Here is a 14830-nt window from a genome sequence, read left to right as displayed (position 1 = left end):
TACAATTCAATCCTAATACTCCAAAAGCTCCTTCAAAGTATCCGCCAACCGACTTTTCGCCAAAAAGCCCTGTTCCAATTGCGCAGCAAATGGAACCGGCATATCCATACTTGCACAACGACGTACTGGTGCATCTAAAGCCTCGAATGCCTTTTCAGTAATAAGGGCGGCAATATCATTAGCGATACTTCCAAAAGCAGTATCCTCGGTCAGTACTAAAGCGCGATGGGTTTTGCGAACCGAACTGAGAATCGCTTCTTCATCCAGTGGCATTAAGCTTCGGAGGTCGATTACCTCAATGTCCAAGCCCTGTTCTTCAGCCAAATCTAAGGCCCAGTGTACTGCGGCACCATAGGTAACTATAGTGGCAGCATTTCCTTCGCGTACCACTGCTGCTTTGCCTATGGGTAAATTATAGTAATTATCGGCCACTGGCTCCGAAATGGAACGATACAGAGCTTTATGCTCAAAAAAGAGCACCGGGTTCGGATCTTCAATAGCGCTGATCAGCAAACCTTTGGCATCGGATGGAAAAGCAGGATATACCACTTTTAATCCGGGCACATGGGTAAACCAGGCCTCATTACTCTGGCTGTGGAATGGACCGGCAGCTACTCCGGCTCCGGTAGGCATGCGTACTACTACATCCGCATTCTGACCCCAGCGGTAGTGAATCTTAGCCAGGTTATTTACAATCTGATTAAAACCTTCAGTAACGAAGTCGGCAAATTGCATTTCGACTACAGCCTTCATCCCTGAGATACTTAGGCCTAAACCCGTACCCACAATGGCAGATTCGCATAAAGGGGTATTACGTACCCGATCGTAACCGTATTTGTCGGCTAGGCCTTCAGTTACTTTAAATACACCACCATATTTAGCAATATCCTGACCCATAATCACCAGATTGGGATGGGCCTCCATACTTTGATCTAAAGCATCGTGAATGGCATCTACCAAACGACGATCTTCTTTTTGATCGCCCGCCGGACGCTCTACAAAATCGAAGGGGGCAAAACGATCGGCTAATTCCGTTTCAGGATTAAAAACAATCGGCTCTTCGGCGAAAGCCTCCTCAAAAGCAGCATTGATTTCCTGCTTAATACCCTGAGTTAAATTTTCATTCTCATCGGGACTAATAATGTCCTCATTAATCATGAAGGCCCGGAAATTGTCAACCGGATCATGTTCTGCCCATTCATCTTGAATCCCCTCCGGATAATATTTGGTACCACTCGCTTCCTCATGGCCACGCATGCGGAAGGTTTTACACTCCAGGATAAAAGGAACGGAGTCCTTCTTTATCTCTTCACTAATCTCTTTAATCGAATGATAAACTTCCAGAAGGTTATTGCCATCGATACTTTTACCTTTCACGCCATAGCCCATCGCTTTATAGACAAAGCTTTTGAAGGCAAATTGCTCATGGCTGGGCGTACTCAATCCCCACTGATTATTCTCTACCAGGAAGATTACAGGCAGTTTCCAAACGGCAGCCACGTTTAAGGCTTCATGGAAATCGCCTTCACTGGCCCCACCATCACCGGTAATCACCAAGCAAACCTTATCCTCTTTTTTAAGCTTATGCGCCAGAGCAATACCATCGGCAATACCCATTTGCGGACCAAGATGGGAGATCATCCCTACCAGCTTATGGTCCTTAGAGCCGAAGTGGAAAGAACGGTCTCTACCCTTGGTAAAGCCATTGGCCTTACCCTGAAATTGGGAGAACAAACGGTATAAAGGAATCTTTCGAGTAGTGAAAATTCCTAGGTTTCGATGCATGGGAAGCATAAACTCATCGGAGTCCATTGCTAAGGCGGCGCCTACCGAAATTGCCTCTTGACCATAACCGGAAAACCATTTGGAAATCCGCCCCTGACGCAGGGCGATCAACATTTTCTCCTCAATTAAACGGGGACGAAGTATGGCAGTATAAAAGTCGATCAATTCCTGATCGGTCAATCCTTTTCGATTGAATTTCATAGAGAGCTAATAAGGGCTTCCAAAATTAGATTTTATTGGGAATGAGCAAGGGATTTAGCCAAGTTTTGAGCTTTCCTTAAGCTGGAAATATCCAATCTCAAAGCAGACATTATCCTTAGTTAATTCAAATTTCGGCTAATCAAGCCTTTAGCTCTATTTTAAGATGGGTTAAAATGAATTCTATTTAGAGTCATTCCGCAAGCTTTTTCCACGCTAATCCCGCTCAGTCCCTATCTTTGCGCAAAATCCTAAAGATGAGTCAGTCGATCGGTATTCCTTCAGTTGATTTAAATGATTTTTTAAGTGGCGATCCACAAAGAAAAAATGCCTTTGTACAGGCCTTAGGCAAGGCTTATGAGGACATTGGTTTTGTGGCCCTCAAGAATCACCGTCTCAGCGACGAACTCAGTGCCGCTTTATATCGCGAGGTAAAGGCCTTTTTCAAGCTCCCAACCGATATCAAAGCTCAATACGAGATTGAAGGTATTGCTGGTCAGCGTGGATATACCGGATTTGGAAAGGAGCATGCCAAAGGAAGAAATACAGGCGACCTAAAAGAGTTTTGGCATTTTGGTCAATATGTAGAAGATGGTGATGCGATCGCAAAAGAATATCCAGAAAATATTGAGGTAGCAGAATTACCCGATTTTAATCGCATCGGTAAAGAGGCATATCAAACCTTGGAAGCAACCGGTAGAGATATGCTTCGTGCCCTAGCATTATATCTTGGCTTGGAAGAAACTTATTTTGATGCGCATATTCATAATGGCAATAGCATTTTAAGACCGATCCACTACCCTCCTATAACCGAGGAACCTCAAGATGCCGTGCGGGCCGCCGAGCATGAAGATATTAACCTCATCACCCTTTTAATGGGAGCTTCTGCGGATGGATTGCAAGTTTTAAATAAGGCTGGTGAATGGATTCCTGTTACGGCCTTGCCAGGTCAAATTGTGGTGAATGTGGGCGATATGCTGCAAAGGCACAGCAATAATAAACTGCGCAGTACTACCCACCGTGTGGTGAATCCTCCTCGCGAAAAATGGGCGGAAAGCCGTTTCAGTATTCCCTTCTTTTTACATCCTCGCAGCGAAATGCCTTTGGATTGTTTGCCAGAGTGTATTGATGCCGAACATCCTAAGCAATACGAGGATATTACAGCAGGAGGATATTTGGATGAGCGCTTAAGAGAGATTGGCTTAAAAAGCTAAGTCAAATGCCTGTCTTGATGAGCCTGAAGCAAGCCTGCCTGCTGGTATTCCTGATATTCAGTGGTATTGTCCAAGCTCAAAACGATAGTCTTGCCTATCAAGATCTTTTTAAACACCTCAGTAGCTTTATAGGTCTAAATGCCGATAGCACTTGGGAACATTCCCATGATAGTGCTTCGTATCGCATTCTCTTTTCGGCTAGTGGAAACTTTATCGATCCCAAATTTCATTTCAATCGAAACTTAAATATTCGTTCTATTGAAAGAGGAGCAGATACAGTTAAGCTCTACACTATTCAAGTACATCCGAAAAGTGAAAAGCGCAGTCACTTTTTCCATGGACCACTGCAAATCGATCTCCCTTTACAAAATCCAGAGGCTGATAGTATCCTGACTTTAGGCAATAGTCCTTCCATTTGGGCCAGTCGGATTTATGTAGAATCCATGGTTTTCAAAAACCCAATTCAAATCCCTTCCATCTTTCCAGGCGCCTCTACAGAATATGAGCTAAGCCATCCTACTATTCTGAGCTTTCAAAATGGTAAATACTTGATAGTAGACCTGATTCAAATAAGGAATTACGGCGGGCAAACGGATAGTGGTTTTGTCCAGACTTATTTTCTGGAACGCCTATCCCCTTAAAGGGAGATTAGTACATTTCGAAAAATCCCTATCGAGATGTCAAAACATTTACTCTTCGGTTTGCTACTCTTTAGCACATCACTCTTTTCACAACATTGTCCTTTTGATGGGGCTTATATTCTGGTGGTCGAAGTTGAGGATAGTTTGAGCGGAGAGAGAATCCCGGATTTAAAAATCAGCTTTTTGGATAGTCTGGGGGAACGAATCATGCATCAAGTTTACCGCCATGGAGGATGGGAGTATGATACCCTATGGATGTGGATGAACCCGGACAGCACCAGCCACAGCGGTATTATTGATAATAGTCATCCTATGAATCCCTGGTCTATTCGCTTTTGGTTTGCGGAAAGTAATTATGTTCTGGTCTGGGGAGCGGATTTACCGGGAAGTCAAATTTTGATCGAGGATGTTGATGGATCCCAAAATGGCGGACAATTTAAAACTCGCATTGTAGTTTTAGGGACCGAAAACCTATACCCTCTTTGCACTAGCCATTCGAATTGGGAATTTGGCCCTGAAGGAGGTTTTGTGGAAGGTTTTCAAAGTTTAAAAGTTTATTTATCACCTCAATAATCCTTGGCCTTTTCTAAATTTAAAGACCAAATAATTCAAAAGCTATGATATTAGGAGTAGCCGAATGGCTGAGCTTTAAATTAGGATGGGATGTTAGCATCATCCGCATTGCCTTTGTTATTGCCTTCATTTTTTATGGCACAGGACTAGGACTTTACCTGATCCTTTGGTTAGTGAAACAATTTTCAAATTAAGCTCAATGGCTATTGATGAATTTTTAGGCGAGCGCATCCGCAACCATCTCAATCAGAAAAGTATCCCCTTTATTGAAAAGAAAATGATGGGTGGCCTCTGCTTTATGGTAGATGATAAAATGCTGGCCGGCGTAGTAAAAGATCATTTAATGGCGCGGGTGGGTCCGGATCAATATGAAGAAGCCATGGAATTGAAAGCCGCTCGCCCTATGGACTTCACCGGTAGACCAATGAAAGGCTATGTCTTTGTAGACCCTGAAGGTATTGACCAAGAAGATGAATTGGAACACTGGTTGCAATTATGCCTCAATTTTAATCCGCAAGCGAAATCAACTAAGAAGAAATAGATTGCATCCAATCTATACCTTTGCCCTCAAATCCTTTTTATGGCTAAAAAGCAATCCAATTCCCTCGAAGATCTGGGCTCCATGGTATTCTCTACCGGCAATAGTGGTTTTCAAGGTTTCGATGAGGAAGATGAAATTGAAGAAATCCAAGCCGGAGATCAGCTTTTAGAAGTTCATCTTGAGAAGAAAGGTCGGGGTGGAAAAACGGCTGTAATCATCAAAGGTTTTGAAGGCTCTGATGAAGCCTTGAAAGATCTGGCCAAAGCGGTAAAAGGACATTGCGCTACCGGTGGATCCGTAAAAGACGGGGAAATCATTATTCAGGGGGATATGCGTCCGAAAATCTTGGAATACCTCCAAAAACAAGGCTATAAAACCAAAAGAGTGGGTGGTTAAAGCCGCTATTTCTCTTTCAGTTGGCTGAGCAATGCGCCTCGATAAGCCCAGGGAATGGCCACTAATAAAGCCAATCCGCCAAAGGACAATAAGGGCTCCTTATATTCCATAGACTGCCAAAACATCCAGGCAGCTCCTAAAGCCAAAAGGCTTAAAAAACCAAAAGCCCGTATTAAAGCATTGCCCTGTTCCGATTTTAGAATTGCCTGATCTTCTTCCTTCTTAATCTGCATGGGCGTGGTTTCCGTCCACTTTAAACGATAGTATTTAGGCCAGGGGGCTTTCAAGGATTTAGGCCTTTCCGCCGAAAGGAACAATGCCTTGCGATGCTCGCTTAGATCCAACCATATTTCATCCTCCAAGGCAAAGAGACCGCCACAATGTAATTGATAACGACCCGGTTCTAATTCCAAATGATAGGTTTCACCGAAGCCTATTCTAGCCTTAAGTTTTCGATTAACATACAATGGATAGGATTCCAAATAACCCGCTCGGTCACGTCTTTGAATTAGCACTTCAGGCATTGCTGTTGGCTATGGCTTCATGGTAAACCCGCAAATAATCAGGCATAATTTCATCAATGGCAAAACGCTCTGCCTGGGCCCGAGCTGCCTGGGCAAAGGCCATATGCCTCTGTGGATCGCTTAAGATATGAATGGCACCTTTTGCCATTGCATCAATATCCCCAACATCAGCGGTGATACCGGTTTTCATGTGTAAGTTCACTTCACCCAAGCCACCGGTATTGGATGAGATTACGGGTACACCGGCACCCATTGCCTCCAAAGCAGCCAAGCCAAAACTTTCTTTTTCCGAGGGTAGAATAAACAAATCTGATATGCAGAGAATACGCTCCACTTCAGAAGTTTTACCCAAAAACTTTACTTTTTCAGCAATGCCCAGGTCCTGAGCTTGCTTTCGAGCCCTTTCCTTTTCGGGCCCATCTCCCAGCATTAACAATACGGCTGGCATTTCATTCTGCAAACGGAAAAACACATCAATTACATCCGAAATACGCTTTACCTTTCTAAAATTAGATACATGGGTAACAATCTTCTCTCCTTCCTCAGCAAAATTGTGCTTACAGCTATCATCCGGTTTGTATAGGCTTAGATCCAGAAAATTTGGAATCACCTGAATTTCCTTAGTGATATTGAAAAAGGAAAGGGTATCCTGTTTCAAGCTTTCACTTACAGAAGTCACAACATCCGAATGATTGATACTGAAATTTACCGCCTGTTTATAGCTTGGGTTACGGCCTACCAATGTAATATCCGTACCGTGCAAAGTGGTTACAATGGGGAGGTCTACCCCCTTCTCCCTTAAAATTTGCTTGGCCATATAGGCCGCATAAGCATGAGGAATAGCATAATGCACATGAATAACCTCCAACTTATACTTGAGGGTCACATTCACCATTTTACTGCTCAGCGCCAGCTCATAAGGCTGATATTCGAAGAGGGGATAATCCTGCACATTTACTTCGTGATAGTAAATATTGGGCTCCAAAACATCCAATCGCACGGGCTGCGAATAAGATATAAAATGAATCTTGTGGCCTTGCTTGGCCAGATACATGCTAAGTTCGGTAGCTACTACTCCACTTCCCCCGTAGGTGGGGTATCCCACAATCCCGATATTCACTTTAGCGCAATTCTCCCTTTCGGTATTTTTCGGTTTTCAGCACAGAACCATCTTCAGCATAATAGGTCCATTTGCCGTCTTCTTTATCGTCTTTGTAGTTTCCTTCTACCTTGAGTTTACCATCCTGGTAATACTCGCGGTAAAGGCCTTCCTTCTTATTGTCTTCGTAAGTGTAAACCGACTTTACCTCACCACTCTTGTAAAAGCTTTTGGCTTCCCCTTGAAGGATATCATCCTCATAATTAAGCATGGTGCTCATGTTTTCATTGGTATAATACCAAATGGCCTTACCATGCTTCTTTCCGTCGCGATAGGTCGCCTGTTCCTGCTTCCTGCCATCCGAATAATACTTGGTGAATAAACCTTGTTCGAGGCCATTCTCGTATTTGCCCTCCTCACTAATCTTACCGCGATTATTCACCCGCATGAAGGGACCATGAAGCTTACCATGGCTAAAGTTTTCCATTTTAGCAATGCTTCCGGTTTGGCGGTAATTAAAATGCACGCCATCTTCCAAACCATCTTGATCATAAGAGATCAATTCAGATGGAATCCCATTGGGATGGAAGTTTACAATCGTGGTATCAGTAGGATTTGGCTTTTGATTTTCTTGTGCTTGAAGACCCTCAGGGAGCCAAGCCAAGGAGATCAGCAGTAGGGTCGTCGTTTTGAATCGCTTCATAGATTACTTCTTGAATTTTGGTGCGAGTTGATAAACTTAAAAGTTTTCGGTTTTCGGCATCCGGATTCACCCGATTCGACAGAAAAATATAGACTATTTGCTCATCAGGATCGGCCCAGGCTAAGGTACCGGTAAATCCGCTGTGGCCAAAGCTACGATCTGAAACGCAACCGCAGGTAGGTCCGGGGCCTTCTAATTGTGGTTTATCGAAACCTATGCCCCGACGGTTCTTGGTTTGGCAATATTGACAACGGATAAATTCATTTACGGTTACCGAATCGAAATATCTGACCCCGGCATATTCCCCTTTTTGCATGTACATCTGCATCAATTTGGCCAAATCATTCGCAGTACTGAAAAGTCCGGCATGCCCTGCCACGCCTCCTAATAAAGCCGCACCTTGATCATGCACATAGCCACGAATCAATGATCTTCGAAAGGTCTTGTCGTCTTCGGTAGGTACAATTAAATCGATGGGATAAATCTGCAAGGGATGATAGACCATGGTATTAGCCCCCAAAGGTTCGTAGAGCTTTTCGTGGATCAATTCATCCAGGGGCTGCCCTTCCATCCTTTCGATGATCTGCATAAAGAGGTAATAACCTAAATCCGAATAGCGGTATTCCTTAGTGGGAAGTAAGTCAGAGTCAAGAATTCGTTTTAAGATCGTATCGCGTATATAACGCTGGCTATAAAGTCCTTCACTCACTACATTGGGATAGTCGAAGTTGCGTTCCTTGCCATAATAGCCTTCCTTGTATTTTCCATGATCCAAGGTTTCCAAATAGAAGGGAATCCAAGGTTTTAAACCGCTTTGGTGGGCCAGAATTTCCCGTAACACCAAATCTTCTTTATTGGTTCCCTTTGCTTCTGGAAGGTAGTAACCTAAGGTTTTGTCGAGATTTATTTTCCCCTCTTCTACTAATGACATTAAAAGGGGTACGCTTACCGCGATTTTGGTAATACTCGCTAAATCATAAAGATGCTCCGAGCGTACCGGAGTCTTTTTTTTTGAATCGATATAACCAAAGTTCTTATGGTAAATTACCTGTCCCTTGCGGGCGATAAGCACCTGCGCTCCAGGGGTTGCCCCTTGATTCATCGCTTCTTTTACAATGCCATCAATGCGATTTAAGGTATTCACATCGAGGCCCACCGCCCCTGGATAATGATAACCTAAACGACCGATGGCTTGCGTATTTAATCCAAAGCCTACTTCGAAGGGCTCCCCGGCAGAAACGGGCAATCGACCTTTGGCTCCCAAAGCTCCGAAAATGATTTGCGCGGCTACACTTTCGGCATCGGGATCATTTTGATAAGCCATCAATAAAGCTTCGGCATCACGCGCTTCCGGAAAATCCAATAAGGAATAGGGATTCGCAAATAAGGTTATGATCAATTTGTTTTGCAACGCAATCCGGCGTGTAAAGCGACGAATTTCAGAACCAATTTTATAGGATTTCCAAGGATTGGCATTGGAGGTATATAATCCCAGTACTACATAATCATAGTCGGCCAGAGCGGCAATAATTTCCTCCTCATTCTTAGAGGTATAATCAAAGTACTCTACCTGAGTGTACTTCTTCAACATCTCTGCAAAATAGGGGCTTACCTCATTCCCTGCCGTAACGCAGGCAATCTTAAGATCCGCCAACTTCTTTACAGGAAGAGTCTTATTCTTATTGATTAAAAGGGTTTGTGCTTCGGCAAAAATATTGTGATTCAGAATCTGATCTTTCTCGCGCAAAAGCTTATTGGCCAGAGTACTGCCTTCAATATGAGTTTTGGTACTCAGTCCCATCCAATACTTAGCGGCTAATATTCTTTTTACGCTGGCATTGATATGGGCAGTATCGATTAAGCCCGCCTTTAAGGCCTCCTTAATCTTGGCTTTGGCCAATTTCACATCCTGACTAAAAACCAAAACATCATTTCCGGCTTTAATGGCTTCCAAATCAACCATGCCAGGCTTATAATCGCGTGCCACGCCTTGCATATTCAAGGCATCGGTAAAGGTTAATCCATCAAAACCGATTTGCTCCCGCAATAATTTTAAAGTCGCTGGACTTAAGGAGCTAGGCTTACCACTTGGGTCGATAGCCGGAACATTTAGATGGGCCACCATCACACCTCCCAAGCCACTCTTACTGATACTTTTATAAGGGTATAGCTCCACCTTTTCCAATCTATCCATGGGATGGCTCACCGAAGGAAGGGTCTTATGCGAATCCGAATCGGTATCCCCATGACCAGGGAAATGCTTAGCTACCGCCAACACATGTACAGATTGCATACCTCGCATTACCGCAGCGGCGATTCGAGTAACATGCTCAGGATCCTCACCAAAAGAACGGGCCCCTATAATGGGGTTCTTTGGATTGGTATTGATATCAACTACCGGAGCAAAATTGATATGTACTCCTAAAGCCTTACAATGTTCGCCTATTGCTTTTCCGTACTCATAGGCCAAAGCCGTGTCCTGCAAAGCCCCAAGAGTGATCGGCCAGGGGAATTTATAAGTCTCAGGTAAACGCATGGCTAAGCCCCACTCGGCATCCATGGCAATCATTAAAGGTGTGCTGCTGTTTAACTGATATAAATTCGTTAAACGCGCTTGTTCCTTAGGGCTTCCCTGAAAGAAGATTAATCCCCCAATATGCTCCTCTTTCACCAATTGCTGGATTTCGCGTTCATGCTCCGTCCCTTTATTAGAATAAGCGGCAACCATAAATAGTTGTCCCAGTTTTTCATCCAAAGACATGGACGCCATTTTCTGCTTAACCCATGCACTATCAGCCTGGTATATTACCGAATGCTGGCTTTTAAGGAAAAAGCTAAGGCAGAGGAAAAAGCTCGTAAGAAAATATCTGGGCATTGAAGAGGTATTTAATAAGCTAAAGTACTTGCAAATACTATGCTTAAAACGATAAGAACTCTGAAGTATTCCACAGGGAGCAGTTAGTCCAGAGTGTTGAGCATAGTCCTTTGATGTTAGACAGTAGATATTAGATTTTTTAAATAGCTATAAACTCATTTCCTATTCTCCGAGGTAGAGCTTAAAAAGACTTGTATTTTTGCTCGAATTTGAAATCTTCCCTTTGGAATCAGATACAATTGAAGTACTCGGTGCACGGGTACACAACCTGAAAGACCTTGATGTTGAGATTCCCCGCGACGAATTGGTTGTGATTACCGGCCTAAGTGGCAGTGGAAAATCATCATTGGCCTTCGACACTATTTATGCCGAGGGACAGCGTCGTTATATCGAAACTTTCTCTGCCTACGCCCGTCAATTTTTGGGCAATATGGATCGGCCCGATGTAGATAAAATCAATGGGTTGAGTCCGGTTATTTCCATTGAACAAAAAACAACCAGTAAGAATCCGCGCTCTACCGTGGGAACGGTAACCGAGATTTATGATTTCTTACGCCTTCTTTACGCTCGCGCTTCCACCGCCTATTCTTATGAAACCGGCGAAGAAATGGTGAGCTATACCCAGGAGCAGATTAAGAACCTCATTATTGAGCGATTTGCAGATCAGCGGGTTTACCTCCTTGCCCCTTTAATCCGCAGTCGTAAAGGTCATTACCGCGAGCTATTCGCCTCGGTGGCCAAGCAAGGATTTTTGAAGGTTCGCGTGGATGGTGAAATAAAGGACATTACGCATGGGATGCGCTTAGATCGATATAAAACCCATGATATTGAATTGGTTATTGATCGCTTACGCGTAGATGCCAAGGATGAAAAGCGCTTGATGGAGTCCATTCAAACGGCCCTTTCGCAAGGAAGTGGAGTTTTAATGGTTCAGGTTTTTGAAGAGCCTAAAGTGCATTTCTTTAGCCGCAACTTAATGTGCCCTACCACTGGTATTGCCTATCCCGAACCAGAGCCCAATACCTTCTCATTTAACAGTCCTAAAGGAGCCTGCCCGAAATGCAATGGCTTAGGCATTGTAAGTGAAATTGATCTGGATAAGGTAATTCCCAACCCCAATAAAAGTATTAAACAAGGGGGCCTTGCGCCTTTAGGGGAGTTTAAAGCAAATTGGATCTTCAATCAGATTGAAATTATTGGCGATCGTTATGGTTTTAAACTGAGTACCCCCATCAAGGACATCCCCAAGGAAGGCTTAGACACGGTTCTTTATGGAGCCGATGAAGTTTTCGAAGTGCCCAATAAAACCTTAGGCATCACGCGCAAGTACAGCCTTAAATTTGAAGGGGTGGTAAACTTCATCTCTCAGCAATCTGAGGAAACTAAAAGCCGCAATATTAAGCGCTGGGCCGAAGGCTTCATGAATGAAGTGACTTGCCATGAGTGCAATGGCGATCGTCTGCGCAAAGAGTCGCGCCATTTTAAAATTGATGGTAAGAGCATTGCCGACCTCGCCCGCATGGATATTGAAAGCCTGCAGCAATGGTTAGGCACCGCTGAAGCCTCCATGAGTGAACAACAAAGGCGGATTGGCACGGAAATTATTAAGGAGCTCAGCACCCGTAGTAGTTTCCTTTTAAATGTAGGCCTAAATTACCTCAGCTTAAATCGACCGGCCAAATCACTTTCCGGTGGAGAGGCTCAGCGTATTCGTTTGGCGACGCAAATTGGCTCCCAGTTGGTAAATGTGCTTTACATTTTGGATGAGCCCAGTATTGGTCTGCATCAAAGAGATAATGAAAAGCTTATTCAGTCACTTAAAGAACTGCGTGATTTAGGTAACTCTGTGATTGTGGTAGAACACGATCGTGATATGATTGAAGAAGCTGATTTCATTTTGGACATTGGTCCTGGCGCCGGTCGACATGGTGGGGAAATTGTTGCTCAAGGAGACCTTTCCGCTATTATGAACAGTAATAGTGTTACCGCCCAATACCTTAATGGCAAACTCGAAATAAGCGTTCCTGAAAAGCGGCGCGAAGGGAATGGCAATTTCATAGAACTGAAAGGCGCCACCGGAAACAACTTAAAAAAGGTGAACCTGAAGCTACCCCTGGGTCAATTGGTAGTAGTAACTGGTGTTTCCGGGTCTGGGAAATCGACCTTAATCAACGAAACTCTGTATCCTGCGATATCCAAACACTTCTATCAATCGGTAAAAGAACCCTTAGCCTACAAGAGCTTGAAAGGCCTGGAGCATATTGATAAGGTTATTGATATCGATCAAAGTCCAATTGGTCGTACTCCCCGTTCCAATCCGGCAACTTATACAGGCGTTCTCTCCAATATCCGCGACCTTTTTGCCAATTTACCCGAAGCCAAAGTTCGCGGTTATAAACCCGGCAGATTTAGCTTTAATGTAAAAGGAGGACGCTGCGAAACCTGTGAAGGCGCCGGAATTCGAGTGATTGAAATGAACTTCCTTCCCGATGTTTATGTTGATTGTGAAACCTGTCAGGGTAAGCGATTTAATCGTGAAACATTGGAAGTACGCTACAAAGGGAAAAGTATTGCCGATGTTTTGGATATGAGTATCAATCGTGCAGTGCAGTTCTTTGAAAGCATTCCCAAAATTTACCAGAAGCTTAAAACTTTACAGGACGTGGGTTTGGGCTATATAACTTTAGGACAACAGTCTACAACCCTTTCAGGAGGTGAAGCTCAACGAGTTAAGTTAGCCACGGAACTAAGTAAGCGCGATACAGGTAAAACTCTATACATTTTAGATGAGCCAACTACGGGCTTACATTTTGAAGATGTGCGGGTTTTAATGGAAGTTTTAAATAAATTGGTAGACCGTGGGAACACCGTTCTCATTATTGAACATAACCTTGATGTGATTAAACTGGCCGACCACCTAGTGGATATCGGCCCCGAAGGAGGCGCAAAAGGAGGCACCGTCGTTTTTTCGGGCAGCCCCGAAGAGTTGGTGAAGAAAAAAATAGGCCATACCGCACGCTTCCTCGAGATTGAACTAAAACGTAATAGCAATGGCTAAATCTGACGATCAGCTTCAAAGGGCTTTTGAGCCGAAGAGCTGGAACGAAATACGCACCAACGATTCTTGGGGCATCTTTAAAATTATGAGTGAATTCGTAAATGGCTACGAATCCATGGCCCGTATGGGACCTTGCGTATCCATTTTCGGATCGGCTCGTACTAAACCCGATAGTCCCTATTATAAGCTTGCCGAAGAAGTGGCTTTTAAGCTTACCCAAAGCGGATTTGGAATTATTACCGGTGGAGGCCCTGGTATTATGGAAGCTGGCAATAAAGGGGCAAAAGACGGAAAAGGAAACTCGGTAGGCTTGAATATCGACCTGCCCATGGAGCAGCAGCCTAATCCTTATATCGATCCAGATAAAAGCCTGGACTTTGATTACTTCTTTGTTCGTAAGGTGATCTTCGTGAAATATTCTCAGGGCTTTGTAGTAATGCCGGGTGGCTTTGGAACCCTGGATGAACTTTTCGAAGCTCTTACCCTAATTCAGACTTATAAAATTGGGCGCTTCCCGATTGTATTAGTTGGCACCAAATTTTGGGGCGGTTTAATTGAATGGATTAAAACCACCCTATTGGAAGCTGAAAACAACATTAGCGCCAAGGACTTGGAGCTCTTTAAAATAGTGGATTCCGCTGATGAAGCAGTAGAAGTAATTGAAGACTTCTACCTGAAATATATGCTGAAACCCAACTTCTAGGGCTCCTGCTTATATCCAATCTTATTGCGAGGCTCAGTTTTCTGGGCCTCTAGCTTTTGTATATACTGGAAGATCAGTTCAATCTGCTCATCATGACTGCTTACTGAATTTCGAATTTCCTCCAAGTCTTTTAAAATTTCTTGATGCTGCTGGATCATATTCCGCATCTTCACAAAGATTCGGATAATTTGAATATTCACCTTTACGGCCTGATCTGAATTCAGAACACAAGAAAGCATAGTGACCCCTTGCTCCGTAAAGCAAAATGGCGCGTATCGCAGGCCCCTACTTGCTTTGCTGGAGGTCACAAATTGTGACCTCCAAAATTGAAACTCCGTATCGGACATTTCAAACATGAAATCTTCTGGAAATCGAAATAGCTTTCTTCGAACCGCTTGTTTTAAAACTTTGGTAGGAACACCATAAAGCTGGGCCAGATCACGATCGATCATGACCTTCTGCCCACGAATCTCAAAAATTTTAGCCAGAATTAGCTCTTCAGGAATATGCATTGCCCAAT

The 14830-nt window shown here is 43.8% G+C and carries 14 protein-coding genes; 8 read left to right on the top strand and 6 right to left on the bottom strand.

What is annotated here, in order from left to right; all coding sequences use genetic code 11:
• Positions 1-12: 12 nt before the first annotated feature.
• The gene (locus tag ACO05P_RS01440) at positions 13-1986 is read right to left on the bottom strand and encodes an alpha-ketoacid dehydrogenase subunit alpha/beta (RefSeq protein WP_421753011.1); all 1974 of its coding nucleotides are present in this window, start codon (positions 1984-1986) and stop codon (positions 13-15) included.
• Positions 1987-2240: 254 nt separating this feature from the next.
• Here ACO05P_RS01440 and ACO05P_RS01435 point away from each other — a divergent pair, with 254 nt between their 5' ends.
• From ACO05P_RS01435 to ACO05P_RS01410, 6 genes are read left to right on the top strand one after another with little or no spacing between them, the layout of a single operon-like run.
• The gene (locus ACO05P_RS01435; protein WP_421753010.1) at positions 2241-3197 is read left to right on the top strand and encodes an isopenicillin N synthase family dioxygenase; all 957 of its coding nucleotides are present in this window, start codon (positions 2241-2243) and stop codon (positions 3195-3197) included.
• A gap of 17 nt (positions 3198-3214) precedes the next feature.
• Positions 3215-3838, top strand: coding sequence for a hypothetical protein (locus ACO05P_RS01430; protein WP_421753009.1), 624 nt, complete (start codon positions 3215-3217; stop codon positions 3836-3838).
• Positions 3839-3874: 36 nt separating this feature from the next.
• A complete protein-coding gene (locus ACO05P_RS01425; protein ID WP_421753008.1) occupies positions 3875-4411 on the top strand; it encodes a hypothetical protein in 537 nt (178 codons plus the stop codon).
• 44 nt (positions 4412-4455) lie between these two features.
• A complete protein-coding gene (locus ACO05P_RS01420) occupies positions 4456-4605 on the top strand; it encodes a PspC domain-containing protein (protein WP_421753007.1) in 150 nt (49 codons plus the stop codon).
• A gap of 5 nt (positions 4606-4610) precedes the next feature.
• A complete protein-coding gene (locus ACO05P_RS01415; protein WP_421753006.1) occupies positions 4611-4952 on the top strand; it encodes a TfoX/Sxy family protein in 342 nt (113 codons plus the stop codon).
• Positions 4953-4991: 39 nt separating this feature from the next.
• Positions 4992-5348, top strand: a complete 357-nt coding sequence (locus tag ACO05P_RS01410) for a translation initiation factor (RefSeq protein WP_421753005.1) — start codon at positions 4992-4994, stop codon at positions 5346-5348.
• Positions 5349-5353: 5 nt separating this feature from the next.
• Here ACO05P_RS01410 and ACO05P_RS01405 read toward each other — a convergent pair whose 3' ends face one another.
• From ACO05P_RS01405 to ACO05P_RS01390, 4 genes are read right to left on the bottom strand one after another with little or no spacing between them, the layout of a single operon-like run.
• Complete coding sequence (locus ACO05P_RS01405; protein WP_421753004.1) at positions 5354-5872, bottom strand: hypothetical protein; 519 nt, start codon at positions 5870-5872, stop codon at positions 5354-5356.
• Positions 5865-6992 (bottom strand): N-acetyl-alpha-D-glucosaminyl L-malate synthase BshA, encoded by a 1128-nt coding sequence (bshA, locus tag ACO05P_RS01400; RefSeq protein ID WP_421753003.1) that lies wholly within the window; start codon positions 6990-6992, stop codon positions 5865-5867. The genes ACO05P_RS01405 and bshA overlap by 8 nt, the downstream gene beginning before the upstream one ends.
• Before the next feature lies 1 nt (position 6993).
• Complete coding sequence (locus ACO05P_RS01395; protein ID WP_421753002.1) at positions 6994-7674, bottom strand: toxin-antitoxin system YwqK family antitoxin; 681 nt, start codon at positions 7672-7674, stop codon at positions 6994-6996.
• Positions 7619-10549: a glycoside hydrolase family 3 N-terminal domain-containing protein gene (locus ACO05P_RS01390; protein WP_421753001.1), complete on the bottom strand. Its 2931-nt coding sequence runs from the start codon at positions 10547-10549 to the stop codon at positions 7619-7621. Before ACO05P_RS01390 ends, ACO05P_RS01395 begins: the two co-directional genes overlap by 56 nt.
• A 214-nt stretch (positions 10550-10763) precedes the next feature.
• Between ACO05P_RS01390 and uvrA the strand changes: the two genes are divergently transcribed.
• Together uvrA and ACO05P_RS01380 are read left to right on the top strand one after the other, a co-directional pair.
• Complete coding sequence (uvrA, locus tag ACO05P_RS01385; RefSeq protein WP_421754865.1) at positions 10764-13607, top strand: excinuclease ABC subunit UvrA; 2844 nt, start codon at positions 10764-10766, stop codon at positions 13605-13607.
• Positions 13600-14310 (top strand): TIGR00730 family Rossman fold protein, encoded by a 711-nt coding sequence (locus tag ACO05P_RS01380; protein WP_421753000.1) that lies wholly within the window; start codon positions 13600-13602, stop codon positions 14308-14310. Before uvrA ends, ACO05P_RS01380 begins: the two co-directional genes overlap by 8 nt.
• Here the strand turns inward: ACO05P_RS01380 and ACO05P_RS01375 are convergent.
• On the bottom strand, positions 14307-14822 hold the full coding sequence (locus ACO05P_RS01375; RefSeq protein WP_421752999.1) for an ORF6N domain-containing protein: 516 nt from the start codon (positions 14820-14822) through the stop codon (positions 14307-14309). The genes ACO05P_RS01380 and ACO05P_RS01375 overlap by 4 nt on opposite strands.
• Between the last annotated feature and the right edge of the window lie 8 nt (positions 14823-14830).

This window comes from Croceimicrobium sp., from assembly GCF_965228705.1.
Taxonomy (GTDB): domain Bacteria; phylum Bacteroidota; class Bacteroidia; order Flavobacteriales; family Schleiferiaceae; genus Croceimicrobium.
Note: the sequence above shows the minus strand (reverse complement) of the source record. Positions and strands in the feature narration are given on the sequence as shown.